This is a genomic window from Bradyrhizobium sp. 141, from assembly GCF_023074055.1.
Lineage (GTDB): Bacteria > Pseudomonadota > Alphaproteobacteria > Rhizobiales > Xanthobacteraceae > Bradyrhizobium.
In genome coordinates this window covers 26,577-52,159 of sequence record NZ_JADPKR010000027.1, presented here as the reverse complement: position 1 = coordinate 52,159, position 25,583 = coordinate 26,577, and the positions used below count along the sequence as shown (strand labels likewise).

The following is a 25,583-nucleotide window of genomic DNA, read 5'->3' as shown; positions in this document are numbered from 1 at the left end:
AAGGGCCGGTCTCGCGGACCGGCCCGTCAGGTGGCGGCAATGGAAGAGGCGCGGGGCCGAGGCCCCGCGCCGGCGGTCAGTCGAACGCCGACATCTGCGCCTTGGCCGCTTTCGGGCCGACGGTGTCGGTCGTGTTGTCGACGGGACGCTCGAAAGGCTTCCAGGTCTCGCCCACGACCTGTTCGTAGGCAGCGACGGCACCCTCAGCGGCCATGCGAAGCGCGTGAGCCTGCGCGCCCATGTCGGCGGCGAATTCACGCTTGCGCTGTGCCTGGCTATCGAAGCCGACCGGACCATCGAGGTCCTCATCGCGGCTGTCGTTGGCGAGCTTGGCGGTCGCATCTCGCGCTTCAGTGACAGCTCGGGTGTAGAACTGGCCGGCGCCGTGGGCCGACCCGACATATGCACCGACGATCCGTTGCAGGTGGATCTGCATGGCGCGTTCACTCAGGCCGTCCTTGAGTGCGTCGGCAGTCTCGACGACGAGCCGCTCGTGCAAGTCGCGGATGCCGTCGCTGTCGAGGACCGCAAGGCCGAAGCTCTCGGAAATTCGCAATGTCTGTGCGGAGTCGGGGCAGACAAGGCGGACCATTTCGATCGTCGTGCCGCGGCGGAGCGGGATGACACGGGCGGAGGAGCGGGGGGAACGGGCGGTCTTGGTCATCATGAGATCCTTTCTCGGTTTCGCCTTGGGAAGCGATCGGGCCCTTGTCCGTCGCCCCCTTGGGTGCGGTCGACCAGAACCGGCTTCAGCGAGCCGCTTCAGGGGGCGGTGGCTGCCAAGGCGAGCATGGGTGGGTTGCAGTGCGGGCCTTCAGGCCTGCAAAGAACGCGGCCCCCATCGCGAGACGGCGGCCGCCGATCGCCTCGCGACTTGCCCTTGAAGCGGATCGCGGCCGGTTCAGACCGCAGCACAAACCGAGGGAGTGACGGCCAAGGGTTAGCGAGCCGCCGAAACCGTGAGAGGTTGGACCAAACCCGCTGAAACTCTCCGCCTCGACATGAAGTGTTCGGGCGCGCCGCTCGCGCTCCAATTGGTGGGTCCTTCGCCTCTCACCGCCACGCAGCGGAAAAGCGATGACGCGTCCGAGACTCGGCGATCGCCGGCTCCTGGCGATCGAGCTTGCGCGTGAGAGCGTCGATCTCGCCGCGAGGGCCAAGGCGAACTCCGCGACATGCTGCTAAAAGAACCGCTCATCCGCATTCGTCCAGCTCGATGCGGTCCGGCCGTGCTGCCGGCGCTTCGCCCGCTCGGTGATCGTCAGCCGTTCGGCGCGCGCCGCGATCTGACGTTCGATGACGCCGAGATGGCGCTGCGTCTCGGCTTGCGCGGCTTATGTCCTAAACTCTGTTCAGGCGCGCCACCGGCCGCTATCTGACAAAGGCGCTTCGCCTCATGAAGAGCGGCTAAGGACGAATGAGAAAGAGCGCTGAACTGGCATGGTGCCAGCCCGACCTGCCTAAGCACGTGTATGGGAGCATACCGCCGGCATCAGCGGATCGTCCTTCGTCGCGTCATGAAAAGCGATGGTCTGCTCGCAACTGCATCTCGCATGACAATATTCGTATCCCAATTTTGACTTTCGCTTGATGACGTGCGGGGACGCGAAAGCTGTCCGGATGCTTCGCGTACTTGTTAGGACATTTCCACCCGTATCGTGGCGTTTCAGCTAGAAAACCGCGGAAGCTTCGGTCTTCCACGTAATTTTCCAAGAACATGTGTAGGAGGACGTTGGACAACGAATTCTTTGGCCCTCGGTTACGAAATGAGCGAGGGTTAGATGCCGATCTCGGTCGATTTGGGAAAGAACCCGCTGTTGCGTGGAATGGTCGAACACATACGCAGGGACTGTACGGTCGACAATATCGCGATGGTGCTAGGGCGCGCTTCGGAAAGCGCTGCCGAGCGAAGCGGCCGGGACTTCGAACATGCCGACCGCATCGTGATCGATCTCGATCCCGGAGAGGGTGTCGATTGGAACGCGGTCGTGGAGACCGCGCTCGATCTGCGCGCGCTGATGAAAGTAGAGGGTTTTGAGACCTGGCCCAAGCTCACCGGCGGCAAAGGAATTCATCTGATGGCGCCACTGGATCGGCCGGTGCTGCACGACAAGGCGCATCGGGTCGCCCATCAGTTGGTCTCCGCCCTCGCAGCGCGCCATCCAGACCGCTACCTCCTGTCTGCTCAGGCAAAGCGTCGCGATCGCATCTTCCTCGATTATCTGCGCAATGGCCGCGGCACCACCGCAATCGGCACCTACTCGCCGCGAGCCCGAGAGGGATTTGCGATCGCAGCACCCGTGACCTGGAAGCGCATCGAGAGTGGTATCGCGCCGGACGCCTTCACCATCGACAGTCCGTTCCGCGCCAAACCAAGGAGGTGAGCCCTAAGTCGGATGCATTCGATCAATGGGTGGAGTGGCGCTACAAGCCTCTGGGCGACAGGCGCAGCATTCCCGCCGAACTCTATGCCGCGGTGACGTCGCTGCCTGAAGCCGATCGCTCGGACCGGCAGAGGGTGAACGAGGTGGTTTGCCGCCATGACACGGCTCGCCACGAGGGCAGAACCGTATGCTCTGCCTTGATGACTACGAGAACGGCGATTCGCGCACGATGGGCGATCCCGAATGGGTGAAGGTATTTGCATCGGAGGGTGCCGCCGACGCCTGGCTGCAGGACAACGACCCCGAAGGCGTCGCCTGGGAATACGAAGTGGAAGGCGGTCCAGCCGAAGGATCGGTTTGGCTCAGCTTGCCCGATCCGGCCTCCAGAGCCATCGGTGAGCCCGATTGCATCAAGCTCTTTGCCTCGAAAGAGCGCGCGCAAAAATGGCTTGAGGGCAACGAGCCAAAGCGCGACATTTGGCGGTACCCGGTTCAGGAGTGACGCGCATGAGTGCGTTCGTTGACAGCTCCGTCTGGTTCGCTGCGGCCGCCAAGCGGGATGCTCAGAATGAGCGCGCCAAGTCGATCCTTCAGAGCATCGACCAATACCTCACCACCGACCTGGTGCTGGACATGGCATCTTCTCAAGGCCAACTGCGGATACGTTCTGGGCGCGGCTGCTTGACAGCCGAGTTCGGATCGAACCCGTCATTCACGCCGATCTGGAAGCGGCCGCGCAGATCGAGAGCCGTTTTCCGGACGCAGGCTTTTCACTGGGGACAAGCTTCGCCGTGATAGACCGCATCGGGATAACGCGGGCGGCCACGTTCAACGAAGATTTCGCGGCCTACCGGGCCGGGCCCGCCGCGGTCGCAAGCGACCCTTCCAGATCCTTACCGAAGGCCACAGCGAAGTTTTCATTGCGCTCGGACAAGCTCTTCTTCGCCGGTGCGTTCACGTGGGCCAAGACGGCGAGCGGCACACGGTCTGCCCCTACATCCTGGGACACGCCGCCGGGGGGGGAGCGCGCATTGGCCCTCCTTCTAGAGGTAAGTTCGAGCACGAAGCGTTCGGCACGAGCCAGGTGGATCTGCCTTCGGTTGTCGAAGATCAGGGCAGGTTAGCTTAGCCGATGAGCCCTGGATTGAGCGAGACGATCCGGGACCGGTGCAAAGATGTGTCGATCAGGTGCACTTGGACGCGAAGCGAGTACGACAGCTTCTGGGATAGCGCCGGCTAAGGGTCTGTGCTCATAAACGTGGCCGTCCTGGCACCAAGTCTGCTCGATTCAGCCGGCCGGGCTTGCTCGAAGTCGTCAGCTAGTGAAGGAACGCCGGGCTCTTCTCGCGGGATGCGAGCGAGCATTGCAGGAACGGGTGCTCCTGATCGTCTCTGGCTCCGCTACAGACCAGAAGTAGCGAGTCCTCACGTGAGGGAGCGAGATCAGCATTGTCGGTGACGACGCTGCAATTGCGGTGATTGATCGTCTGTCGGACTGTTCCGGCCTGGACGATAAAGTAGGAGCGGCGCCCTGCGACAGCCCGCCACACCATTTGGTCAGGGAGGTGCAAATAAGATAGGCCACGCACTAAGCAGGAGGCGACAATGGCTCACTACCTCGCAAGCTATGATCTACACCGGGTGCGCCTCCGGAACCGTCATGCCATGCTGTACAAACTTCAAAGCTGGGCAGCCACGAGGGTGCTTGAATCGGCATGGGTCTTTAAGAGCGACCTCTCCGTCTCCCAGCTTCGAGAGGAATTGCTGGCAGCCTCCGAAACTGGGGACGCCTTTGTCGTCTTCGAGCTTAAGCCTGAGAGCTCATGGGCCTGCGAGAAGTGGCTGGCTCGTTTGGAACCCAGCTTCGGCACGAGCGTGGTGGCTTGACCGATATCTACAAATTGGCTTCGCGGGACTATGGTCTTGACTAGCTCTATCGATCATTCGTTGCCGTTTTGTGGGCGTGTAGAACATTAGAGAAGGGACATTCGTTGGTTAACGGAATGCACCGCGTGGCTGCCATCGGCACCATGCTGACGATGGTTTTTCCGGCAACCGCCACTGCAAGCGAAGGAGCCCATCTTGTCGGCTCTCAGCTAAGCTTGGTATGGGGATTGCCGTTCGCCGGCACTCTCTTGTCGATCGCGCTCTTCCCTTTGGTCGCGCCGCATTTCTGGGAGCACCACTTTGGCAAAATCACCGCATTTTGGGCCGCGACACTGTTGTTGGCGTGCGCCACTTCCTTCGGATTATGGGTCACCGCAACTGAAGTCCTTCACGCTGCCGCGCTAGAATACTTCCCGTTCATTATCCTTCTCTTTTCACTCTTCGTCGTGGCAGGCGGCATCCGGCTCGTTGGGAATCTCATTGGTAACCCCGCCACGAATACGACCCTGCTGGGTGTCGGGACAGTGGCGGCAAGTCTTGTTGGGACCACTGGCGCAGCGATGTTGCTGATTCGTCCGCTCATTCGCGCAAATGAGGACCGGCCTCACAACCAGCACGTGTTCATATTCTTCATCTTTCTCGTCGCCAATATCGGGGGCTCGCTGACGCCCCTTGGCGATCCGCCTCTCTTCCTCGGATTTTTGAAGGGTGTCGACTTTCTATGGACCGTGACCGCGATGTTTCCGCCAATGGTGGTCGCGAGTACCATGCTTCTGGCGCTCTTTTATTGTATCGACCGCCATTATTGGCGGAAGGCAGAGGCGAAGTGGCCAACCAGTCACGTACCTCGTCAATTGAGGATCGAGGGTTTGCACAACATTGCGTACCTGGCGGGCATTATGGGTGCAGTGCTGCTGAGTGGAGTGTGGAAGTCGAACGTAGAGGTCCCACTCGGCCTCGGCGTCGCCTTGCCACTAGAAGGTTTGGTCCGTGACCTGGTTCTTCTGGCACTTGGCTATCTCTCGTGGCACACAACCTCGCGATCAATCCGCGTCGAAAACGCATTCGCATGGACTCCAATTCAAGAAGTGGCGTTTCTCTTCGCGGGGATTTTCATCACCATCATTCCCGTGCTGGCAATCCTCCGCGCAGGCAAAGACGGGCCATTGGCCCCGCTGCTAACGCTCGTCACCACAACCGATGGCCGGCCCAACGAAGCGGCGTATTTCTGGCTGGTGGGCGCATTGTCAAGCTTCCTCGACAACGCACCTACTTATCTGGTTTTCTTTAATCTTGCAGGGGGTGATGCGCCACAGCTCATGGGTCCGTTGTTCAATACTTTGCTCGCGATATCTTCAGGCTCTGTATTCATGGGAGCCAACACCTACATTGGAAATGCGCCCAACTTTATGATCAAGTCTATCTGCGAAGAACGGGGCATCCGGATGCCAAGCTTCTTCGGCTACATGCGTTGGTCTGGCGGAATATTGCTTCCACTATTCGTGGTGATCACGCTCGTCTTCTTTAGATGAGAGCTTGATGCACCCCTGAAGGAAGTGAACTTCACCCCTCGTTGCGTAGTGAGGCTTGAGCAAGGGGGCTGCTCATTTGGCATTCCCGCTTTTAGCCCATCGCTACCGTTGAGGCGGTGCCGCTACATGTTGGTTCAGAGGGATAGATCGGAAGTTTGCAGTGAAGCGCTAGACCGACGCTTTTGACTCGAAGCCGACAACTGCGAGCTTGCTGAGGAACCGCGCAAGGTTCAATACGTCTCCTCTGCGGAGGTGGCTCATGTCGTACCCGCGCTTCTTCGCGATGATTGCGGTCTCGACCATCGTGATGTTCGTGTTGATGTACCTTAACACGTATGCCTTGGAACACGTGCGCTTCAGCGAGACGCGGGTCGATATGGCCCTGCTTATGGGGGCGGCGATGGCGATAGTCATGCTCAGCTTCATGTTCAGCATGTACAAGAGCTATCGACTGAATGCCGCAATTCTTGCCGTCGCTGTGATTGTATTCGGGGCTTCGCTGTGGCTCGTGCGCAGTCAGCAAACGATTGGTGACGTGGCTTATATGAGAGCCATGATACCGCATCACTCGATAGCCATTATGACAAGCGAGCGGGCGCACATCAAAGATCCAGAGGTGCGGAGGCTTGCCGATGGGATTATCGATGCCCAGGTTCGCGAAATCGCCGAAATGGAACGCAACATCTCCCGACTGGAAGGCAACCCACCGGCAGCAAACGCCAGCGATTTACCATCGTACCGTAAACGCGGCGCCAAACCTCCTCCTGCGCAGACTGACGAGAGCACCGGCATCGACACCACCAAAATCCCACGCTGATAGTTCATTTGTCGGCAAATGACTCATCGCTACCGTTGAGGCGGTGCCGCTACATACGTCTCCGCAAGCTGGGCGTCAGAAGTTTTTCCGAGCATCTCCTTCAGCGTCGACGCGTCCAGCATCGACTCCGCCAGCAGCTTCTTTAGCTTGCGGTTCTCTTCCTCCAGGGCCTTCAGCTTGCGGGCGTCGGAGATCTCCATCCCGCCATAGCGCGAACGCCACTTGTAGAGCGTCGAATCGCTGATGACGTGCTTCCGGCACAGATCGCTCGCCGAGATCCCGGCAGCGTGTTCCTCAAGACCTTGATGATCTGCTCTTCCGTGAACCTGCTCTTACGCATCGTCTGTTTTCTCGGTGGAGAACAGAACCCTAACTCAAAACCGTGGGCGTTTCAGGGGAGCAGGTCAAGAGGGGTAGACCGAAGTTTGCAGACGAGCGCTAGACCGACACTTTTAATCCGAAGAGGACATGAGGTTCGCGCGGCCGCGGTTCGTGATCCGTTCTGGCTGCCGAGCTGTTCGTATGCGCCCGGTAGTGGCCTGGTGCGTGTCCTCGCGAACTTGGAATGCTTCACTGTGATCTGGGTTGCACTCGCATCGGGCCGTCGCTCCTCTCGCCCCCGGGAGCCGAGCGCTTCATGTCAAACGTCGAAGAATTCCCGCTGTCCGCCCGCCAAAGGACCACCGAGTTCGAAGCGCTGGTCGCGGCCGGCCACGCCGCGCTCGATGCCATTCCCGGCGCAGTATATCTTTGTGACGCGGAGGGACTGCTCGTCGCCTACAACACCGAGGCCGTGGAATCGTGGCGAACACCTGACCCTGACAAGAAGGAGCGCTTCTACGGTTCGTATCAGCTCTACCTGCTCGATGGACTCCGCTTGCCCACGCCGACCGTCCCATGGCCGCGGCAGGTCGTCTGGGAACGCCCACGCGCTTCCAGGACATCACCGGACGCAACGGAAGACGTGTGTCGTTCATTCCCTATCCGACGCCGTTGCGCGATGCGGACGGCGATTTGGTGGGCGCCATCAACATGCCAGTCGACATCAGCGAACGCAAGAGCGCCAAGAACGCCCAAAAGATCCTCATCGACGAGCTGAACCATCGTGTGAAAAACATGCTCGCCACAGTACAGTCCTTGGCGAACCAGACCGCGCGCCACGCCGCTGACCTGCAGGAATTCCTGCAACGTTCACTGGGCGGCTGCTTGCGCTTGCCGGCGCATGACCTGCTCACCAGGTGCGAAACTTGCAGGAGGCACCTTTCGAACAGCTGGTCCACGATATCGTCGCTCCGATTTCAGGCGGACGGTTGGTGACAAAGGGGCCCCACGTCGATTTGGACGTCCGAACCGCGCTGAGCATCACCATGGTGCTGAACGAACTTCTGACGAACGCTGCGAAATACGGCGCACTCTCGGTGCCTGATGGGGCTGTGTCCCTCACTTGGCGGCTTGGACCGAACAAATTGTCGCAAAACGCGGTGGAGTGCGAGTGGCGATGCTCCTCCAGCGCTTCTTTGTTGATTATCTTCGTCAGCAACGCGCAGTCAGCTCCAGCACAGTCGCGGCCTACGGAGACACGTTCAAGCTGCTGCTTGCCTTCGCCGAGAAGGAAATACGTAAGATTCCAACCGACCTTGCCCTGGCCGACCTGGATCAACGCTGATACTCGCTTTCCTCGACCATCTCGAGTGCGAGGGGAAGAACACCGTGCGGAGCCGCAATGCACGCCTATCAGCTATCCGCTCATTCCAGAAGTATGCTGCCCACGTCGATCTGACCGCGCTCGCGGTCATTGAACGCAGCCTCGCCATTCCGCAGAAGCGTCGTGACAGCGCCGTGCTCGGCTTCCTGACCAGGCCCGAAATGGAGCGATCATGACCGCGCCGGACTGCGCGACCTGCGCCGGGCGGCGTGATCAGGCACTTAGTCCTTCAACACCGGGCCAGGGTGTCCGAAGTGGTCAACCTGCGGGTCGGCGACGTGGGGCTGGACGTCTCGCCAGTCGCTCACCTCCATGGCAAGGGGAGAAAACGCCGAAGCGTCCCACTCTGGAAGGCAACGGCCGCGACGCTCCGACAGTGGCTTCGCCACCTGAGCGCCTTTTCGGCCATGCGGCGGGGCTCCAGGAAGCCCGGGAAGTAAGAGCCTTTGCGCAGCTTTGGAATCGCAGTTCGACCGCGCCGGCGCGGGTCTCCCAGATCCGCTCCCGGTAACCGTTGCGCTGGGCCAGACGCTCGGGTTCTTCTCGCCATAGGCCGCCCCGGTCTGGCTTTTGGCTTTCATCTCCATCAGCCTTTGGGCAGCAAAGCCGATCATCTCGCGCAGCAGATCGGCATCAGGGGTCTTCTCTACGAGCGTGCGCAGGTTCATCATGTTGTCGGTCATCGGTGGTTCCTCGGTTGCGTTGGCGTGTCGCAAGGCAGATCCTACCGGAGAACCGCCGATGACCACCGCAATGCCGCCCGCCCGCTACGGCGCTATTTATGGGCGACGCGTTCGGGCGGCTTTGCTCTACCGAGCTACACCACCATCGGGGACACGATGTGCACTTCGCCAGCCCGTGTGACGGCGGGTTTTTTCGCAATTCTGGACGGCTGGTTCACTTATGCGAATGCGCGAGCTCCCACCTGATGCGACGGTCGCCGACAACGAAAGGGCGCCCAGCGCGACCAGGAGGCGTACAATGACAGAAATCAGAAGGCGCAATCGACGTAAGCGGATCCTGACCCTGAAGGAAGGGCTGCTGGAATCAGCGGAGCAGGCACGGACGCTGGCGCGGCAAATGGCGCCGTGCGGGGAACGCGAAAGTCTGATCCGCAAGGCCCGCCTGGCTGAAACCACGGCAGCCCTCGATGAATGGGTACGCTCGCCCGGCCTGCGCTCGCCGGACTAGCGCAGCGCTGCGGCATCCGTCAGCAGGTCCGCGAATCCGGTCGCTTCCTTGAGGCGGGCCTCCTAGGAACGAGCTTCGCTCCGGCGGTTTGAGCAAGGTCTCGCTTTGGAAGCCGTTCATGCAAAACCTCGATGCCGTTTCGTCGCTCGCCACACTGTTCCGGGTGACAGACGACGTCTGGATTGTCGATGACCAGCCGATCAGTGCCGCCGGTCTGGAATTGCCCATCCGCATGGTCGTCCTCCGGCTGTCGAACGGTGATCTCGTGCTGCATTCGCCAGTGCGATATTCCCCGGCTCTGCGTCACGAGCTGGAGCGGTTGGGCGCGATAAAATATCTGTTGGCGCCGAACATCGCCCACTGGATGTTCCTCGCCGACTGGCAGCGGGCACTGCCGCAAGCGAGGATATTCGCCGCCCGCGGTCTCTCCCAGCGCAGGCAGGTTCGCGCGGCGGGCATCCGCATCGACCGCGAGCTGGGCGACGTCACGCCCGAGGAATGGAGCGGCGATTTCCAGACCGTGGCGGTGAATGCCCCGATGTTCTGCGAGATCGAGCTGTTCGACAGGCGCAGCCGAACGCTGGTCCTGACAGATCTCGTGCAGAACCTCGATCCCGGCCATCTCAGCACTGCGAACCAGCCTGCGGCAAACCTGCTCGGCATCTCCAGGCCGGACGGCAAGGCGCCGGTCTACCTTCGCCTTCTGCTGCGTCTCGGGGGCCGCTCGGTCCGGGCTGCGGCTGAGCGGCTTTTGAGCCTGGCGCCCGAACGTGTGATCTTCGGCCATGGCGACTGGTTCCAAACGGACGGGACCGAGCGTCTGCGGCAATCGTTGCGCTGGCTTGTTCCCGCGGATGCTGCGGGACGTGAGCAGGGACAGATCACCGGCACGCGCGTCGTCATCACCGGCGCTTCCAGCGGCATCGGCCGTGCCACGGCGCTGGCGTTTGCCCGCAAAGGTGCAAGCGTGATCCTGGCGGCGCGCCGTGGTGTGATCCTGACGAGCCTCGCGGCAGAATGTGAGGCTTTGGGCGGCCGCGCGCTGGCCGTCCCGACCGATGTCACCGACGCCGAGGCGGTGCAGCGATTGGCGAAGCAGGCCGAAGATGCCTTCGGCGGCATCGACGTCTGGATCAACAACGCCGGCACAGGTGTTTTCGGGGCTTACCAGGATGCGGATATCGCGCTTCACCGCCGGACGATCGAGGTCAATCTCCTCGGCACCATGCATGGTGCCCACGCGGTGCTGCCGATCTTCCTGCGCCAGAAGCGCGGCGTCCTGATCACCAACATCTCGCTGGGCGGCTGGGCGCCGACACCATTCGCTGCAGCGTATATTGCGAGCAAGTTCGGCCTGCGCGGTTTCACCGCAAGCCTGCGCCAGGAGCTCCGGGCGCATCGCGACATCCACGTCTGCGGCGTCTTTCCCGCCATGGTCGATACGCCGGGCTTCGTCCACGGCGCCAACATGTCGGGGCGGACGCTCGATCCGGGTCCGCTGCTCTACCAGTCGGATGACGTTGCCGAAACATTCGTTCGCCTTGTCCGCGCGCCGCGTGACGAGGTCGCAGTCGGCTGGCCCGCGCGTGTAGGTCAATTCGCATATGCGATGGCTCCGCAGGCGACCGAGAATGTGCTGGGGGCAGCTTTCCAATTCCTGCTGTCGCGTGCGCGCCCCGCAAGGAGCAGCGAGGGCACCATGGTCGAAGCGGGTCCGCAGGGCAGATCGGTCGATGGCGGTTGGCTGGCGCGGAAGCAACTTCCACCGGCCGGCGTGATCAGCACGGGCCTTGCCGCGCTCGGGATTGCGGCTTGCGTCGCCGTCGCCGCCTCGCAGGTTCTTCGCACGCCGCGCGGGCCGGCGCGGGCGAGGCGACGCCGGGCGTGATCATTTCGGCAGCGCGTAGGCGCGGACATAATCGCCGAGCTTCGTGCCGAACGAGCCATGGCCGCCGTCCACCGTCACGACGTATTGTTTGCCGCCGGCTTGTATGTCATCGGCATCGACTGGCCGCCGGCCGGCAGGCGATCCTCCCATAGCTGCCTGCCATCGCGAACGTTGAACGCCCGTCCATCGTTCCCGTGATGAAGATGACGCCGCCGGCCGTCACGATCGGCCCACCCAACATGGGGACGCCGAACTTGAACGGCGACGGCAGCGGGGCCTGGTCGCGGATCGTGCCGATGCGGTGCTGCCAGACCACCTTGTGCGTCCTGAGATCGATCGCCGCGATGTTGCCCCAGGGTGGCGCGAGGCAGGGGATGCCGAGCGGCGAGAGGAAAATGCCGAGATCGACGCCGTAGGGAACGCCGTACATCGGCTGCACCCCGAGTTCGGTGCCCGGCAGATGCGCCGCGTTCGGCGCGGCCGGATTGTCTTTTCCGCGCGGCACCAGGCGCGAGATGAAGGGAATGGATTGCGGATTGGCGATGGCAATCTGACGCTCGGGGTCGACGGCAATGCCGCCCCATTCGAACATGCCGAAATCGCCGGGGAAGACCAGCGTGCCCTGTTCCGATGGGGGCGTGAACGGCCCCTCGTAGCGCAGGCGCTTGAACTTGATGCGGCAGACAAGCTGGTCGAACATCGTGCTGCCTCACATCTGCGCATCCGTCAGCATGGCGCGGGGACGGAAACTCAGATCGGAGAAGGGCTGGGTCGCGGAGAGGCGGTCGCCGGGCGCAGCGCCATGGGGGACCGGCTTCTCGGGCGCAGGCACCAGTTGATGCCCGTCGCGGCGGTCGAGCACGAAGATGTCGCCGGTCTTGGCCGGGATGTAGATCGCCAGCATCACGCCGTTGCTGGACCGCAGATCGACCAGGCTCGGCTGCGAGGGCATGTCCATGTCCCAGAGATCGTGGTGTACGTTCTGGAACGACCAGCGCAGCTTTCCGGTCGTGATCTCGAGCGCCACCATCGCCGAATCGTAACGTTCCTTCTCGGGCGAGCGGCCGCCGCCCCAGATATCCGGCGAACTCGAGCCGAGCGGGACGTAGACGAGACCGACGTTTTCGTCGCTTGCGGCGATGCTCCAGGAATTGGGCTAGCCGGCGGTGAAATGATACGAGGCCGAGGACATTTCGTTCGGATCAGGATTGCCGGCATCGAAGGCCCAGATCAGCCGGCCGGAATAGATGTCGAAGCCGCGGATCACGCCTGACGGCACGCGGTCGGAATAAAGTCGATCACCGCGCCTCCGACGATCAGCACCTTGTCGATCACGACGGGCGGCAAGGTGCCCTCGTAGAAGCCGGGCATCTGGATCTCGCTCCCCTCCTTGAGATCGATCTGGCCATGATTGCCGAAACTTTCGCAAGGCTTGCCGCTCTGCGCATCCAGCGCGAACATCCGTCCATCGTTGGTCGGGAGGAAAATGCGCTTGGCGCATTCGGCTGGCGCCGGCGTGCCGTCGGCCGTCACTGCGCCGGGCCTGGTAGAGTGATAGGCTACGCCGCGGCAGGTCATGTGCTGGGAGGCCCTGTTGTGCCGGACCTGCGGATCGAACTTCCAGCGCAATTTCCCGCTGGCGGCTTCGAGCGCGAACACGATCTGATGCGGCGAGCAGGTGTAGAGCAGATCGCCCACCTTTAGCGGCGTCGCTTGGTTGGTGATCTCGTCGGGATCGCCCGGACCCTTGTGGTCGCCGGTGCGGAATTCCCAGGCGAGCTTCAGGTTCTTGACGTTGTCCGCGGTGATCTCGCTCAGCGACGAATAGCGCGTGCCGAAGCCGCTGCGGCCATAGGCGGTCCAGTTCTCGGCGGCCGAGCTGACGGCCGGCTCGGACGCGGCAATGGCGCCGGTTGTCTGGTCCTCCGCCAATGTGCCCGCGAGGTCGTGGCGATCGCTGGTGAGGGAGACGGCCAGGACGACGGCAGCGGCGATCAGAACGACACCGAGGGCCCATCGCGCGATACGCCAGCGCGGCCCAAGATGGGTCGCGATGAACGGCAGCATCAGCCATACGCCCAGCGGCGCCAGCACATCGCCGCGCGGCGTCAGCGTCCAGAAATCGAGGCCGACTTCCCAGATCGCCCACACCATCGTGCCGAGCAGCAGCGCGGCATAGACCCAGAACCCTCGGCGCGGCGGATCGCGAGTAGCCAGTTCGTGAGCAGGAGCACGGCGCCAGCGACCAGATACTAGACCGAGCCGCCGAGCGCGGCGAGCCAGGCTCCGCCGCCGGCAAGCGCAAGGCCCATGATGGCAACAACCACGATGGTAATGGCCAGCCATGACGCGTCCCGGAACCAGTGTGTTGAACGAGATGTCGGAGTCATGATGGCTACTTCAGCGTATAGAGGAATGCCGCGATGTCGCGTGCGTCCTTCTGCGGGATACCCATTCTCGGCATCGCGTTGCCGGGCAACGCCCGCTGCGGATCCTCGATCCAGTCGGCCATGTTGTCCGGCGAGTTCTGGATGTAGCCGGCAATGTAAGTCCGCGCCCCAATGCGATGCAGCGGTGGACCGACATTGCCTTCGGCGCCGGCGATGCCCGGGATATCGTGACAGCCGCCGCACCGGTACTGCTTGACGAGGTCGGCGCCACGACGCGCGTCGCCCATGAAATTGTCCGGGCCCGCAGCCTTGCCTTGCTCGCAAGAAGCGGTCGCGAGCGCGAGTAGCGCGGCAACGAGCAATCGTGCGACGGGGCTCATCATCGACATCTCCGTTCAATCACGGCTTCTGGCCGAAACTGAAGGCCTTGGTGGCGGACCAGGGATCGGTCGTCGAGACCTGCTCGGTCGGGACTTGCTCGACCTCGGGCGACAGCGGGTTGGCCGAGAAGGTGCGGCCCCATTGCCGGCTCGGCTCGTTGCTGAGCTTGCCGATATAGGTGACGAGATCCCAGATCACGCTGTCGGGCAGCACGCCACCCCAGGCCGGCATGCCGTTCGGCCGTCCCTGGTAGATTGAGAGATAGATATTCGCGGGCTGCGCACCATAGGTGAAGGTACTGTTGCTCAGCGCCGGACCCATGCCGCCGCCGCCATTGGCCGCGTGGCAGCCGACGCAGTTGAAGTTGACGTAATAGGTCATGCCGCGCTGCTCGGCGTTCGGATCGCCTTGCACGGGGTTCTTGATCTGCGGCGGGTCCGGCTGCGCGCCGGGAAACAGATGGCTGACCGGAACCTGCATGAAGACGCCGGGCCTGCCGTTGCCGACGCTGCCGCCGAAATTGGGGCGCGGCCCCAGCACTGGCTGCTGCGCCTCCTGGGATTGCGGCAGGGTCTGCTGGGCGAATGTTGCGCCGCTGGGCGCGAACAACAGCAGCAACGACAGCATGCTTGCGCGCAACGACATCATTGATGTCCTCCCGAGGCCGTGACGGGCAGATTCACCAGAGGCACGCCGTAGGTTCGCAGCAAGGCGTTGATCTCGGACCGGTGCTCGTCAATGAAGGCATTGAGCCGATCGCGCAGGGCTTGGTCGCCTTTGCGCACGCCCATCGCGATGGCGAACTGGAATTGCTGAGGCGCAAAGCGCTCGGTGTCCCGGATCGGCGTGACCGTCAGCGGCACTGGGGAGCGCTGCGCGAAATACCCCCCCAATGGTCCCCAGGCGGCGGCGACATCGATCTCGCCGCTCTCCACGGCCTCGATCAAGCGCGCCGGCGGATTGGCCTCGCGATAATCGCCGTAGATCGAGTAGCCGCGCAAATTGTCGACGATGCCGTGGTTGCCGAGCGCCTGGGCAGGCGGCGGATTGTTGCCGTCATCGCCGATCAGATGCACGCCGATCGTAAGATCGTGCAGGCGCGGGTCAAGCAGCGAGGAGAGATCGAGCTGGCGATCCTGGCGCGTGACGAAGACATAAGCCGAGCGATAATAGGGCCTGGTCGTCTCCACGAGATCGTAGCCGGCGGGCATGCCCATCACCACATCGCACTTTCCCGCTTTCAGCGTGTTGCGGATGAAGCCGCGTCGCTGCGCCCACCAGGTGTAGGAGACCTGCTCGCCGAAAGCCGCGGCCACCATGGCGGCAAGCTTGTTCTCGAATCCCGCCTCGGCGCTGTTCGAGAACGGCAAATTGTTCGGATCGGCGCAAACCCGAACCGCGCCGTCCGTGGCTGCCGCCACACTCGTCGCGAGCGACAGGACAACGCCGGCGATGATGGCGGCACGATTATTTCGCAGGCGCATGGCTGCTCTCCTCACCATTCGCGCCGCCAAGCTTGAACACCAGCAGCTCACTGCCACCTGCGGTGTAAAACGGCAGGTCCTGCATGGCGCCGGTGAAGCCCAGCGCGCCGTTGCGCACGCGTTGATCCACCTCCGCATTGGCGACGACGCCCGGCCAGCCGCCGACGCCGGACAGGATCGCGATGTATTGCTGTCCGTCGGATCCGCGATAGGAAATCGGCTGGCCGATGAATCCGGAGCCGGCGCGGAATTGCCAGAGCACATGCCCATCCTTGGCATCCACTGCCTTGAACAGGCGATCCATGGTGCCGTAGAAGGCGACGTCGCCGGCAGTCACCAGCGCGCCGCTCCAGACCGGCAGCTTCTCGCGGATCTCCCAGACCTTCTTGCGTGCGACGGGGTCCCACGCCATGAACTCGCCGCGATGGCCGCCGGGACCTGCGTACATGTCGACATCGGCGCCGACATAGGGCGTGCCGGCGATGTAGCCGACCTGCGATGCCTTGAAATTCATGCAGAGATGCTGGTGCGGCACATAGAGCAGCTTGGTGCGGGGCGACCATGCGGTCGGTTGCCAGTCCTTGGCGCCCGGCGCGGCCGGGCAGATGTTCTCGACGGTCTTGCCGGCGAGCGGCGTCTTCTCCTCGTTCGGAATGATCTTGCCGGTCTTGAGATCGACGCCCTTATAGGCGTTGATGAATTCAAAGGCGTCCGCCGAGATCACTTCACCGGTGGCGCGATCGATCACGTACATATAGCCGTTGCGGCCCGGGTGGATGAGAACCTTGCGCGTCTGCCCGTTGAGCTCGAGATCGACCAGCACGTTCTCGTTGATCTCGTCGTGGTCGAACAAATCGTGCGGGTTGATCTGGTAGGCCCATTTGGCGCGGCCGGTGTCCGGATCACGGGCAAAGATCGTGGTGCTCCAGAGATTGTCGCCACTGCGCTGGTTGGCATTCCACGGGCTCGGATTGGCGGTGCCGTAGTAAATCAGATTGAGCTCGGCATCGTAGGAGATCCATCCCCACATGGTGCCGCCGCCAACCTGCCAGCGGTCGGCGGGCCACGTCTTCACGCCGAGATCCTTGCCCCTGAGATTGTCATAGAAGGGCTTGAAGTCGTCGCCGATCAGGACGTCCTTGTCCGGCCCTGTGGCGTAGGCGCGCCACGTGATCGCGCCGGTGTCTTCATCGAGCGCGGTGACCCAGCCGCGCACACCCATCTCGCCGCCGCTGTTGCCGACGAGCACCTTGCCCCTGACCACCACGGGCGCCATCGTGATGGTCTCTCCCTTGTTGATCTCCCCGAGCTTGGTGTGCCACAGCTCCTTGCCGGTCTTGGCGTCGAGCGCGACGGTGTGGTTGTCGAGCGTATTCAGGAAGATCTTGCCGTTGTCGAACGCGAGCCCGCGACTGACCACGTCGCAACAGGCAACCCCTGCGGCCGCAGGCTCGGGCTTCGGCGCATAGGACCATTTCAACTCGCCTGTCGTGGCATCGAGCGCGAAGACGCGGTTGGGGTAGGGGCCTGCATAGGGGCCGACCACATACATGGTGCCGTCGACCACCAGCGGCGCCGCCTCCTGGCCGCGGTCGGCTCCGACCGAGAAGGTCCAGGCAAGCTGAAGGCGCGATGCGTTGGACGCGTTGATCTGGTCGAGCTCGCTGTAGCGCGTATTGGCGTAGTCGCGCGCCGCCATCGGCCATTGGCCCGGATCTTTCATGCGGCCGGCGAGATCGCTCTGGGCGGACGCCGACGACAGCACGGCACAGCAAGCGCAGAGGACAACTGGAATCCGCTTCAGCAAACGCGTGAGACCACGCACTAACATATGTAAAGATCTCCACGGCAGTGATGAGGCCGTGCCGCGTTGCAGGCCGGTTTGCGAACGTACAAACGTTGCGCCTCCGCTTGGTTCCAAGAGCAGAGGCGGGCTATCTCACCACATTGCCGGATACGCCGGCGCCGAGATCGACTGCGATCTGATCTTCCTTGCCGTTACACTTGGGATGCCCGAATCCCGAGGGGCTTTTGCCGTCGGGCCCGATGTCATAGATGATCGCGTCTTTCATGTTGGGGCTGACGCCGGCCGGCACGCGGTCGAGCCCGAGCTGATGACGCACGCGCCAGGCCACGTTGTGATCCGCGCAGGAGCTGTCGCCACTGACGCCCAGCGCGCCGGCAATGCCGTTGCCGTCATAGAGGGCCAAGCCGCCGCCAAACACGATCGTCCCGCCGATCGGCTTGCCCACCATCGGATCGTGGGACGTGCCGAATTGCTCCGGTGTTCCCGCGTACAGGACCTCCGGGGACGGCGGGTTGCCGAGGGCCGCACCGAACAGGAACCCGCCAGGCTGCGCGCCGGCATAGAGGTTGGCCGTCGCGATCGCCTTGTCCTTGAGGCTGAATGCATTGGCCGTGTTGGCCTTCTCGGCCGCGATGGCCCGGCTGCCCAGCCACTGGTCGTCGACCTTGCTGCCGCTATAGGCGACCGCGCAGACAATGCCCTGCCGATTGACGACGGCAGCCCATTCGTTGTTGTCCAATCCGCCATTGCTCGGCCCGCCACCCGGCTTCACGTTCTTCTTGAGCGTGTCGGCGAGCTGATCATGGTCGACTGGGCAGGACAGTGCCGGATGGGGCTGGTCCTGTGCGAGGGAGCTTACCGACATCGAAGATGCGGCGGCTGCCACTACAGCTGCCGCCATGACGGAGAGTTTACCCATATCGCCTCCGGGGATCTGATGTTTGGCAGGCGAACGTCGGACTCGAACCTGCGGTTCCTATGAAAAGAGAGCCTCTCTCAGCCGGCATTCCGCGCGAGCGACAGGCGCGTATGCGCATCGTTCGCCGTCAGCCACCGATGAGCAAAGAACAACGCCGCGCCCGTGTACAGGATGCCCATCGGCACCCACATCAGGATGCCCGCGAGCTGCTGATCTTCAAGCGGCGACAGGCCGAATTCACCGGCCAATGCGCCCTGAGCCGGAATCCAGAGCCGCGGCGACACCGTCAGCAGGGCGCCGAGCACGCCGGAATGCAGGATCGTGATGAAGAGGCAGCCGATCGCGATGCCGTCGCGCACGCGGCTGCTGCGATCCTGTCCACGGCCGTAGAGCAGCACCCACCAGAACAACAGCGCCGTCGCAAAGAAGCTGATGTGCTGGAAACGATGCACCCCGGGATTTTCCAAGGCCCAGGCATACAGAGGCGGGACGTGCCAGGCCCACAGCGCTGCGCCATGAAGCGCTGTTGCGCTGACAGGATGGCTGATGAAATGCCACGGCACGGCCAATATCGGCAGATTGAGAAACCGGCCGGCTGCCGGTCGAAGTGATGACGGCAGGCTCCACAGCAGAGGGCCGTTGATCCGTGCATAGGCCATCAGCGGAGCGGCGACGACCATGAGCAATTCGTGCTCGACCATGTGGGCGGTAAAGAGGCGTTCGCCGAGCCAGTGCAGCGGCGAAGTCGTGGCAAGCGCCGTGATCAGCCAGCCGGTCCAGAATGCGCCGACCTGGCGGAAGCTGACGCCCCGGCCTCCGCCCGCTTGTCGCCACAGACGCTGCGTCCCGATATAGAAGGCGATGCCGACCGCGTAGAGCGGAGCGAGCAGCCAGGGATCGTAGCTCCAGAGCGATCCGGTATCGACATCCGAAAGGCCGTGGGCAAGGGCCGGCTGCGCAAGCAGCGCCAACAACAATATCGTAATCCTCAGCGCAGGCATGGGCTGATCATCAGGGAGGCGGCGAGCTGGTTGGCAATGACCAGCGCGAACAGCACGCCACTGCCGACGCCGAGCCAGGCCATGAAGGTGCTCGGCCCGCCGCCTTGTGCATCGGCCCATTCAGCCCCGGCTCTGCGCCGAACCGCGCGGGCCGAAATGGCCGTGCCCAAAAGGGCGATAATAGCCAGAGCAGCGCTCATGATCGCGCCGGAGGTTCTGGTGGTCTCGCAAGAGAAATGCGCGAGCGCGTAGATGCCTTGCAGATTGACTCCCCATGCCAGCGGCCCAAGGGCGACGCCGGCCCAATACAGCAGTCTGCTGCGTCCGTCAGTGTCGGTCATAGGCGCGGCACCCAATCGAGCAGGACATAGAGCGGCAACCAGGCAAGCACGACGAAATTCCAGTAGAACACGTTGTCGGTCACGTCGCTGAAGCGACGCGGCTTGGCGTGCCGCGTGAACATCAGCACTGCCAGCACGACGGTGTCGCCCAGGTCCGTTGCGAGATGCGTGGTGTGCAATCCAAGGATGAGCCAGACGATCGACCCGTAGGCCGAATTGTCCCAGCGGGTGTTGAGATGCGCGAACTCGAAGCCGCGGAGCACCAGAAGCACGATGCCGATCAGCGACATCACGATCAGGCCGACACGGACCTTGCGCAGATCAAACCGATGGGCCGCGCGGCTGGTGTACTCGTTGGGAATGATGCTGAGCAGATAAAGCACGACCTCGAGCGTGCCGGGCCATAGATCGGGCGGTGACGCACCGATCGGCCAGCTCGAATTGATGGCATAGAGGTAGAGGTAGGCGCCGACGGCGATCGCGAAGCCCATGCCCTCCAGGGCCATGAAGCCCATGGCGCCCCACCAGGGTCCGCTGCGCGGGCCGAAGCCGAAGGTCGGCAGGTCAGAGACGTCGCGTACGATGGTCTGCCTCACGCCTCGTCCTCCTTGCTGCCGGTCGGCCAGAACCAGCCGATCAGGGCGATGGCCATCGGCGGCGTGCCCCACAGCACGGCCCAGGGCGTGAAGATCGATCCGATGAAGAAGATCGTCATCGCGATCGCCGCGAGCAGCGGCCAGATGCTCGGCTCGGGCGAAGCCTCGCGGACCTGCGGCTCGGCTTCCGCAAGCGACGTCAGCAGCACCTCCCGCCGCTCTGCACTGAGGCCCGCGACCACGGGCAGGCTTTCGCCATCGGCCCACAACGGGTCGCGGTGCTTGACGACGGGAATGCGGTCGAAGTTCTGCGGCGGCGGCGGCGAGGCGGTCGCCCATTCCAGCGTCGAGGCGTTCCAGGGATTGTCGCCGGCGAGCGTGCCCTTTCGCGCGCTGTAAACGACGTTGATGAGCAGCAGCGCGAAGCTGAGCGCGAAGATGAGCGCGCCGCCGCTGGACAGCAGGTTCAGATGCGCCCAGTCCATGTCGGCGGTGTAGGTGTAGACCCGGCGCGGCATTCCGATCAGTCCGAGAATATGCATCGGAAAAAACGCGATGTTGAAGCCGATGAAGGCCAGCCAGAAATTCCAGCGCCCGAGCCTTTCGCTCAGCATGCGCCCGGTGATCTTGGGAAACCAGTAATAGACCGCGCCGATCAGCGGGAAGACGGCGCCGCCGATCAGCACGTAATGGAAGTGGGCGACAACGAAATAGGTGTCGTGCACCTGGGTGTCGATCGGCACCGAGGCGACCATCACGCCGGACAGCCCGCCGAGCACAAAGATCACGATGAAGCCGAGCACGAACAGCAGCGGCGTCCGGTAGACCGGCCGTCCGTCCCAGAGCGTCGCCAGCCAGCAGAAGATCTGCAGGCCGCTCGGCACTGCGATCAGCATGCTGGACGCCGTGAACAGGCCGGCGCCAAGTTGAGGCAGGCCCGTCACGAACATGTGGTGGACCCACAGACCGAACGACAGGAAGCCGGTCGCGATCAGCGAGAGAATGACGACGGGATAGCCGACCACCGGCCGGCGGGCGAACGTCGCGAGGATTGCCGAGACCATGCCGGTGCCCGGAATTAAGATGATGTAAACCTCGGGATGGCCGAAGAACCAGAACAGATGCTGCCAGAGCAGGGGATGGCCCCCCGAGGAAGAGTCGTAGAAGCGCGTATTGACGAGGCGGTCGAGGATCAGCGACGTCGATGCCACCATGATCGAGGGCATTGCGAACATCACCAGGAAGGCCGTGACCAGCATCGCCCAGACGAAGAGGGGGATGCGGTCGAGCGTCATGCCGGGTGCGCGCTGCTTGAACACGGTCACGATGATCTCCACGGCAACGGCGAGCGCGGCGACCTCGGTGAAGGTGATCATCTGCGCCCAGACGTCTGGACGCTTCGTCGGCGTGTACTGCAACGAGGACAGCGGAACGTAGGCAAACCAACCCACGTCCGGACCGACATTGAGCGCGAAGGAGATCCAGAGGAAGCAGCCTCCGAACAGGAACATCCAGTAGCTGAAGGCATTCAGGCGTGGGAAGGCGATGTTGCGCGTGCCGACCATCAGCGGCACGAGGTAGACGGCGAACGCCTCCATGACCGGCACGGCGAACAGGAACATCATGGTCGAGCCGTGCATCGTGAAGATCTGGTTGTATTTGTCCGCCGACAGGAAAGTGTTCTCGGGGCCGGCGAGTTGAATGCGCATCAGGACCGCAAGAATGCCGCCGAGAAGCAGGAAGACGAACGCGGTCACGATGTAGCGGCGCCCCACGACCTTGTGATCCACCGACATGAGCGCGCCGAGCAGCCCCGATGGTGTGCGCCAGATCCGCTCGAGCTGCTGGGAGAGCTGGAAGCCGTTCAGGACGTCGTCGCGCAGCTGGTTTTTTTCAGCGGCCATGCTCACTTGAGCTGCTCCAGATAGTGAAGGATCGCAATGAGCTCGTTCGATTGCAGCGGCATCTTCGGCATGAGATTGCCCGGCTTGATATGCTGAGGGTCGGAGATCCACGCACCGAGCGTCGCTGGATTGTTCGGCAGCGTTCCCGCCGCGATGGTCGTGCGGCTGCCGACATGCGTGAGATCGGGACCAAGCTGCCCGCCGGCCAGCGTGCCGCTAATGTTGTGGCACAGCGCGCAGCCCCGCGCGCGGAACAACGCCTCGCCCTGCCTGCCGAGCTGATCTGCAGGGCTTTGCGCGCTCTGGTTCTGGTGATCGCGCCAGCGGCCGAATTCGTCCGGCGGCAAGGCGATGACATCAAAAGCCATGTGGGCATGCTGGAGGCCGCAGAACTCGGCGCATTGTCCGCGATAGACCCCGGCATTCTTCGCCGTGAACTGCAGCTCGTTTTTTTGGCCGGTGATGAGGTCCATCTTGCCGGTCAGGCTGGGCACCCAGAAGCTGTGGATCACATCGGCCGATTCCAGCTCGACTTTGATCGGTTGACCGGTGGGGATCCGGATCTCGTTCGCAGTCACGAAGCTCTGGTGCGGACTGTCGGCTTCATAGTGAACCTCCCACCACCATTGGTGGCCGATGATCTTGAGTGTGAGGGCGTGCTCGTCCTTGGCGAAGACGTTGCGCTGGCCGGCATAGCTGACAAAGGAGAGCCCGAGCACGATCACGGTTGTTGCCACGCCGAGCCCCAGGACGAGGCGGCCTGCACGTTGCTCGAAGCCCTCGTGGAGGTCGAGCGGTGTATGGGTGGCACGCTTCCGGCGCAGCATTCCAACGGCGAGGACGAGGACAACCGCGATCCAGACCATCGCCGAGACGGCGAGGAAAATGAAAAACGTGGATCTGATCTGGCCGGATTGCAGCCCCTGCGGGTCGAGTGCGGACTGCCGGCCCGCGCATGCGGCCAGCAGCCAGGTCGTGCATAGCACCAGAACCTTTTGCACCCAGGCTGGCATCGACGCTCGCCGTACTCCGCTTCAGGGCGGAACCGACCAATCCTACAAAGGTTCCTAATCGGGACCCCTAGAACGGCCAGCCTTTGACGGCCCCGAAGATGGCTGCATCGCCGGCGGCCATCAGCAGCAGCACGGCGAGCGTGGCGATCATCGCGCCGGGTTGGGCAAGCACGCGCAATTCTTCCGGCATGTGTTGACTCCTGACGCCGATGTCCTGTTCAGCAATATTGTGCTGACCGGGCGGTTCCTGTTCTGCGGCGGTCTGGCCATCGGTGCCCCGTGTCGTGCGGAACGAAGCCATGACAGCGGGCGTTCCCGACGGGAAACTCGACGAGTCGAACGTGCCGCCCTATCATTTCGATTTGGTGGATTCCGAGACAGTGACCGACGAAGGGGGCGCTGAGCTGGCGGACGACATGCAGGCGCTGGATGTTGCTGAAGAGATTGCACGGCGTCTTTTGAAAGAGCGTCCCGACCTTCGGGGCGTCACTTCTCGATCCTGTGACGAATCAGGATGGTGAGGAGATCGGCCGTGTGCGTCTGGACGTCCTGCAGTGAGGTTTGATCCGGCAAGGCGCCTCGACAAGGCTTGATCTGGCATGTCATTCACGATCGGAGTGATCTCTGACACGCACGGGCTTCTGAGGCCGGAGGTGGAACGCTGCTTCGCCGGCGTGTCCCATATCATCCATGCCGGCGACATCGGCGCTCCCGAAGTCGTGGAGGCGCTTCGCCGAATAGCGCCGGTCACCGCGATCAGGGGGAACGTCGACCGAGGCGCGTGGACAAAATCCTATCCTGACACGCAAACGTTGCGCCTGGGCGGTCACTGCTTCTACATTTTGCATGACCTCAACGATCTGACCGTTATACCGGCTGATCTCGGTATCGACATCGTGGTGTCGGGCCATTCCCATCGTGTGCAGATCAGCACCAAGGAGGGCGTGCTTTACCTCAATCCGGGAAGCGCCGGGCGGCGGCGATTCAAGCTGCCGATCACACTGGCAACGCTCGAATTGGACAAGGACGGCCCCCTCCGTCCCGTCATCCACGACCTCGACCACGTTTGATGGGGCCAGGACGGCCGAGGATGAAGCATCGGCCGTCTTCCAAACGGCAGCGAGCGAGGATGACATCATGCACCTGATTTGCCCGACGTCGCAATCAGGAGTTCGCAAAATCCGCAACGTCCGGCGACGCGCAGTCAAGTCTTTGATTTTGCTTGGCCCGGCTACTGTGCATGGGGTTGTTTTAGCGTTTTAGAACGTCATCACGTGCGCTCCGCAAGGGTCAGTCGTCCGCGGGCCGTACGGCCCGTCCTGCCCGCGGAGATTGCCGGCGTCAACGCCGGGGCATCGGTCGCAATGCGAAGCGCGAAATAGGCGATGGTCGCCTGCAGCCCGTCTTTCAGCGGCACGCGCGGACGCCATCCCAACGACCGTTCGGCGATGTCGATGACGGGCTTGCGACGTTTGGGATCGTCCTTGGGCATCGCCTCGAACCGAAGCGGGGACGCCGAACGGGTGTACGACAGAACTTCGCGGGCGATGGCTTCGATCGTGACCTCATGCGGGTTTCCCAGATTGCATGGCCCGGTGACCTCGGCCGGGCTCTCCATCAGAAGCTGCAATCCGCGCACGAGATCGTCGACGAAGCAGAAGCTTCTGGTCTGAGTCCCGCGGCCGTAGATCGTGATCGGTTCGCCCCGCAGGGCCTGCACGATGAAGTTCGAGACGACCCGTCCGTCGTTCTCCAGCATGCGGGGCCCGTAAGTATTGAAAATGCGCGCGACCTTGATCTCGATTCCGTGCTGCCGGTGGTAGTCGAACATCAACGTCTCTGCGGCGCGCTTGCCTTCGTCGTAACAGGCGCGCGGACCGATCGGATTGACGTTGCCGAAGTAGGATTCCGGCTGAGGGTGAATCTCGGGGTCGCCATACACCTCGCTGGTGGATGCCTGAAGCACGCGAGCCGATTTGCGGCGCGCAAGCTCGAGCATGTTCATGGTGCCGATCACGCACGTATTCATCGTGCCGATCGGATCCTTCTGATAATGACGCGGCGAGGCCGGGCAGGCCAGGCTGTAGATCCGATCGACCGGCTCGTCGATGTCCAGCGGCTCACGAACGTCGTGCTCGACGAAGCGAAACTTCGGGTGGTTGAGCAGGGGCCGGATGTTTGCGATCGTGCCGGTGAAGAGGTTGTCGAGACAAATCACCCTGTGGCCGCGCTGCAGCAGCGCATCACATAGGTGCGAGCCGATAAAGCCGGCACCGCCGGCGATCAAGGCGGTCGAGGTCAGGCGCGGAGCACGAATGCGAGTTTGAAACGTCACGGTTATTC

General features: G+C 62.8%; 25 protein-coding genes and 4 pseudogenes. 13 read left to right on the top strand and 16 right to left on the bottom strand.

Features of this window, described 5'->3' with window-relative positions:
- Nucleotides 1-76 precede the first annotated feature (76 nt).
- A complete protein-coding gene (locus tag IVA81_RS10470; RefSeq protein ID WP_247315698.1) occupies nucleotides 77-664 on the bottom strand; it encodes a hypothetical protein in 588 nt (195 codons plus the stop codon).
- 1,255 nt (nucleotides 665-1,919) lie between these two features.
- Between IVA81_RS10470 and IVA81_RS10465 the strand changes: the two are divergent.
- The 6 genes and pseudogenes from IVA81_RS10465 to IVA81_RS10440 form a co-directional block, all read left to right on the top strand.
- A pseudogene (locus tag IVA81_RS10465) lies at nucleotides 1,920-2,384 on the top strand (DNA ligase D); the annotation flags it as partial.
- A 229-nt stretch (nucleotides 2,385-2,613) separates the two neighbouring features.
- Complete coding sequence (locus IVA81_RS10460; RefSeq protein ID WP_247315695.1) at nucleotides 2,614-2,886, top strand: hypothetical protein; 273 nt, start codon at nucleotides 2,614-2,616, stop codon at nucleotides 2,884-2,886.
- A gap of 5 nt (nucleotides 2,887-2,891) precedes the next feature.
- Complete coding sequence (locus IVA81_RS10455) at nucleotides 2,892-3,179, top strand: hypothetical protein (RefSeq protein WP_247315694.1); 288 nt, start codon at nucleotides 2,892-2,894, stop codon at nucleotides 3,177-3,179.
- Between the two features lie 810 nt (nucleotides 3,180-3,989).
- On the top strand, nucleotides 3,990-4,271 hold the full coding sequence (locus IVA81_RS10450; protein ID WP_247315693.1) for a hypothetical protein: 282 nt from the start codon (nucleotides 3,990-3,992) through the stop codon (nucleotides 4,269-4,271).
- A 125-nt stretch (nucleotides 4,272-4,396) separates the two neighbouring features.
- Entirely contained in the window at nucleotides 4,397-5,803 is a 1,407-nt protein-coding gene (locus tag IVA81_RS10445) for a sodium:proton antiporter (RefSeq protein ID WP_247315686.1), read from the top strand.
- A gap of 259 nt (nucleotides 5,804-6,062) precedes the next feature.
- Nucleotides 6,063-6,620, top strand: coding sequence for a DUF305 domain-containing protein (locus tag IVA81_RS10440; RefSeq protein ID WP_247315685.1), 558 nt, complete (start codon nucleotides 6,063-6,065; stop codon nucleotides 6,618-6,620).
- A 67-nt stretch (nucleotides 6,621-6,687) separates the two neighbouring features.
- Here IVA81_RS10440 and IVA81_RS10435 read toward each other — a convergent pair.
- Nucleotides 6,688-6,960, bottom strand: a pseudogene (locus IVA81_RS10435) (transposase); the annotation flags it as partial.
- Nucleotides 6,961-7,517: 557 nt separating this feature from the next.
- On the opposite strand from IVA81_RS10435, the gene IVA81_RS10430 reads away from it, so the two are divergent.
- The 3 genes from IVA81_RS10430 to IVA81_RS10420 all read left to right on the top strand — a co-directional run bounded on the left by IVA81_RS10430 (nucleotide 7,518) and on the right by IVA81_RS10420 (nucleotide 8,501).
- Nucleotides 7,518-7,937 carry an HWE histidine kinase domain-containing protein gene (locus IVA81_RS10430; protein WP_247315684.1) on the top strand — a complete coding sequence of 140 codons (420 nt, stop codon included), beginning with the start codon at nucleotides 7,518-7,520 and terminating at the stop codon, nucleotides 7,935-7,937.
- Between the two features lie 175 nt (nucleotides 7,938-8,112).
- Entirely contained in the window at nucleotides 8,113-8,286 is a 174-nt protein-coding gene (locus IVA81_RS10425) for a site-specific integrase (RefSeq protein ID WP_247315681.1), read from the top strand.
- A 44-nt stretch (nucleotides 8,287-8,330) separates the two neighbouring features.
- Entirely contained in the window at nucleotides 8,331-8,501 is a 171-nt protein-coding gene (locus IVA81_RS10420; RefSeq protein ID WP_247315680.1) for a hypothetical protein, read from the top strand.
- A 215-nt stretch (nucleotides 8,502-8,716) separates the two neighbouring features.
- On the opposite strand, the pseudogene IVA81_RS10415 reads toward IVA81_RS10420, so the two are convergent.
- Nucleotides 8,717-9,008 (bottom strand): annotated as a pseudogene (locus IVA81_RS10415) (transposase); the annotation flags it as partial.
- A 298-nt stretch (nucleotides 9,009-9,306) separates the two neighbouring features.
- Here IVA81_RS10415 and IVA81_RS10410 point away from each other — a divergent pair.
- Entirely contained in the window at nucleotides 9,307-9,516 is a 210-nt protein-coding gene (locus tag IVA81_RS10410; RefSeq protein WP_247315679.1) for a hypothetical protein, read from the top strand.
- 118 nt (nucleotides 9,517-9,634) lie between these two features.
- Nucleotides 9,635-11,404 carry an SDR family oxidoreductase gene (locus IVA81_RS10405; protein WP_247315678.1) on the top strand — a complete coding sequence of 590 codons (1,770 nt, stop codon included), beginning with the start codon at nucleotides 9,635-9,637 and terminating at the stop codon, nucleotides 11,402-11,404.
- On the opposite strand, the pseudogene IVA81_RS10400 reads toward IVA81_RS10405, so the two are convergent.
- From IVA81_RS10400 to IVA81_RS10345, 12 genes and pseudogenes are all read right to left on the bottom strand, one after another.
- Nucleotides 11,405-13,716 (bottom strand): annotated as a pseudogene (locus IVA81_RS10400) (membrane-bound PQQ-dependent dehydrogenase, glucose/quinate/shikimate family).
- Between the two features lie 83 nt (nucleotides 13,717-13,799).
- The gene (locus IVA81_RS10395) at nucleotides 13,800-14,177 is read right to left on the bottom strand and encodes a c-type cytochrome (RefSeq protein WP_247315672.1); all 378 of its coding nucleotides are present in this window, start codon (nucleotides 14,175-14,177) and stop codon (nucleotides 13,800-13,802) included.
- A 16-nt stretch (nucleotides 14,178-14,193) separates the two neighbouring features.
- Entirely contained in the window at nucleotides 14,194-14,820 is a 627-nt protein-coding gene (locus IVA81_RS10390) for a cytochrome c (protein ID WP_247315818.1), read from the bottom strand.
- Nucleotides 14,820-15,659: a substrate-binding domain-containing protein gene (locus tag IVA81_RS10385; RefSeq protein WP_247315671.1), complete on the bottom strand. Its 840-nt coding sequence runs from the start codon at nucleotides 15,657-15,659 to the stop codon at nucleotides 14,820-14,822. Before IVA81_RS10385 ends, IVA81_RS10390 begins: the two co-directional genes overlap by 1 nt.
- Complete coding sequence (locus tag IVA81_RS10380; RefSeq protein ID WP_256469323.1) at nucleotides 15,643-17,490, bottom strand: methanol/ethanol family PQQ-dependent dehydrogenase; 1,848 nt, start codon at nucleotides 17,488-17,490, stop codon at nucleotides 15,643-15,645. Before IVA81_RS10380 ends, IVA81_RS10385 begins: the two co-directional genes overlap by 17 nt.
- A gap of 103 nt (nucleotides 17,491-17,593) precedes the next feature.
- On the bottom strand, nucleotides 17,594-18,331 hold the full coding sequence (locus IVA81_RS10375) for a heme-binding protein (protein ID WP_247315815.1): 738 nt from the start codon (nucleotides 18,329-18,331) through the stop codon (nucleotides 17,594-17,596).
- 131 nt (nucleotides 18,332-18,462) lie between these two features.
- Entirely contained in the window at nucleotides 18,463-19,386 is a 924-nt protein-coding gene (locus tag IVA81_RS10370) for a cytochrome c oxidase assembly protein (RefSeq protein ID WP_247315660.1), read from the bottom strand.
- Nucleotides 19,374-19,727 carry a hypothetical protein gene (locus IVA81_RS10365; RefSeq protein WP_247315648.1) on the bottom strand — a complete coding sequence of 118 codons (354 nt, stop codon included), beginning with the start codon at nucleotides 19,725-19,727 and terminating at the stop codon, nucleotides 19,374-19,376. The genes IVA81_RS10370 and IVA81_RS10365 overlap by 13 nt, the downstream gene beginning before the upstream one ends.
- Complete coding sequence (locus tag IVA81_RS10360) at nucleotides 19,724-20,323, bottom strand: cytochrome c oxidase subunit 3 (RefSeq protein WP_247315646.1); 600 nt, start codon at nucleotides 20,321-20,323, stop codon at nucleotides 19,724-19,726. Before IVA81_RS10360 ends, IVA81_RS10365 begins: the two co-directional genes overlap by 4 nt.
- Nucleotides 20,320-22,227 carry a cytochrome c oxidase subunit I gene (gene ctaD, locus IVA81_RS10355; RefSeq protein WP_247315645.1) on the bottom strand — a complete coding sequence of 636 codons (1,908 nt, stop codon included), beginning with the start codon at nucleotides 22,225-22,227 and terminating at the stop codon, nucleotides 20,320-20,322. The genes IVA81_RS10360 and ctaD overlap by 4 nt, the downstream gene beginning before the upstream one ends.
- 2 nt (nucleotides 22,228-22,229) lie before the next feature.
- Entirely contained in the window at nucleotides 22,230-23,240 is a 1,011-nt protein-coding gene (coxB, locus tag IVA81_RS10350) for a cytochrome c oxidase subunit II (protein ID WP_247315644.1), read from the bottom strand.
- A 67-nt stretch (nucleotides 23,241-23,307) separates the two neighbouring features.
- Complete coding sequence (locus IVA81_RS10345; protein ID WP_247315639.1) at nucleotides 23,308-23,541, bottom strand: hypothetical protein; 234 nt, start codon at nucleotides 23,539-23,541, stop codon at nucleotides 23,308-23,310.
- Between IVA81_RS10345 and IVA81_RS10340 the strand changes: the two genes are divergently transcribed.
- Together IVA81_RS10340 and IVA81_RS10335 are read left to right on the top strand one after the other, a co-directional pair.
- Nucleotides 23,540-23,761: a hypothetical protein gene (locus IVA81_RS10340; RefSeq protein WP_247315637.1), complete on the top strand. Its 222-nt coding sequence runs from the start codon at nucleotides 23,540-23,542 to the stop codon at nucleotides 23,759-23,761. The two genes, IVA81_RS10345 and IVA81_RS10340, sit on opposite strands and share 2 nt — an antisense overlap.
- 78 nt (nucleotides 23,762-23,839) lie before the next feature.
- Entirely contained in the window at nucleotides 23,840-24,310 is a 471-nt protein-coding gene (locus IVA81_RS10335; RefSeq protein ID WP_247315635.1) for a metallophosphoesterase family protein, read from the top strand.
- A gap of 200 nt (nucleotides 24,311-24,510) precedes the next feature.
- On the opposite strand, the gene IVA81_RS10330 is transcribed toward IVA81_RS10335, so the two are convergent.
- On the bottom strand, nucleotides 24,511-25,575 hold the full coding sequence (locus IVA81_RS10330; protein WP_247315632.1) for a UDP-glucuronic acid decarboxylase family protein: 1,065 nt from the start codon (nucleotides 25,573-25,575) through the stop codon (nucleotides 24,511-24,513).
- Nucleotides 25,576-25,583 lie beyond the last annotated feature (8 nt).

Coding starts and splice junctions, on each gene's coding strand:
- IVA81_RS10385 (WP_247315671.1), bottom strand. CDS start 15,659: ATGCGCCTGCGAAATAATCGTGCCGCCATCATCGCCGGCGTTGTCCTG.
- IVA81_RS10410 (WP_247315679.1), top strand. CDS start 9,307: ATGACAGAAATCAGAAGGCGCAATCGACGTAAGCGGATCCTGACCCTG.
- IVA81_RS10455 (WP_247315694.1), top strand. CDS start 2,892: ATGAGTGCGTTCGTTGACAGCTCCGTCTGGTTCGCTGCGGCCGCCAAG.
- IVA81_RS10335 (WP_247315635.1), top strand. CDS start 23,840: ATGTCATTCACGATCGGAGTGATCTCTGACACGCACGGGCTTCTGAGG.
- IVA81_RS10375 (WP_247315815.1), bottom strand. CDS start 18,331: ATGTCGGTAAGCTCCCTCGCACAGGACCAGCCCCATCCGGCACTGTCC.
- IVA81_RS10395 (WP_247315672.1), bottom strand. CDS start 14,177: ATGATGAGCCCCGTCGCACGATTGCTCGTTGCCGCGCTACTCGCGCTC.
- IVA81_RS10345 (WP_247315639.1), bottom strand. CDS start 23,541: ATGGCTTCGTTCCGCACGACACGGGGCACCGATGGCCAGACCGCCGCA.
- IVA81_RS10340 (WP_247315637.1), top strand. CDS start 23,540: ATGACAGCGGGCGTTCCCGACGGGAAACTCGACGAGTCGAACGTGCCG.
- IVA81_RS10365 (WP_247315648.1), bottom strand. CDS start 19,727: ATGACCGACACTGACGGACGCAGCAGACTGCTGTATTGGGCCGGCGTC.
- ctaD (WP_247315645.1), bottom strand. CDS start 22,227: ATGGCCGCTGAAAAAAACCAGCTGCGCGACGACGTCCTGAACGGCTTC.
- IVA81_RS10460 (WP_247315695.1), top strand. CDS start 2,614: ATGGGCGATCCCGAATGGGTGAAGGTATTTGCATCGGAGGGTGCCGCC.
- IVA81_RS10470 (WP_247315698.1), bottom strand. CDS start 664: ATGACCAAGACCGCCCGTTCCCCCCGCTCCTCCGCCCGTGTCATCCCG.
- IVA81_RS10450 (WP_247315693.1), top strand. CDS start 3,990: ATGGCTCACTACCTCGCAAGCTATGATCTACACCGGGTGCGCCTCCGG.
- IVA81_RS10405 (WP_247315678.1), top strand. CDS start 9,635: ATGCAAAACCTCGATGCCGTTTCGTCGCTCGCCACACTGTTCCGGGTG.
- IVA81_RS10370 (WP_247315660.1), bottom strand. CDS start 19,386: ATGCCTGCGCTGAGGATTACGATATTGTTGTTGGCGCTGCTTGCGCAG.
- IVA81_RS10390 (WP_247315818.1), bottom strand. CDS start 14,820: ATGTCGTTGCGCGCAAGCATGCTGTCGTTGCTGCTGTTGTTCGCGCCC.
- IVA81_RS10440 (WP_247315685.1), top strand. CDS start 6,063: ATGTCGTACCCGCGCTTCTTCGCGATGATTGCGGTCTCGACCATCGTG.
- IVA81_RS10430 (WP_247315684.1), top strand. CDS start 7,518: ATGGCCGCGGCAGGTCGTCTGGGAACGCCCACGCGCTTCCAGGACATC.
- coxB (WP_247315644.1), bottom strand. CDS start 23,240: ATGCCAGCCTGGGTGCAAAAGGTTCTGGTGCTATGCACGACCTGGCTG.
- IVA81_RS10380 (WP_256469323.1), bottom strand. CDS start 17,490: ATGTTAGTGCGTGGTCTCACGCGTTTGCTGAAGCGGATTCCAGTTGTC.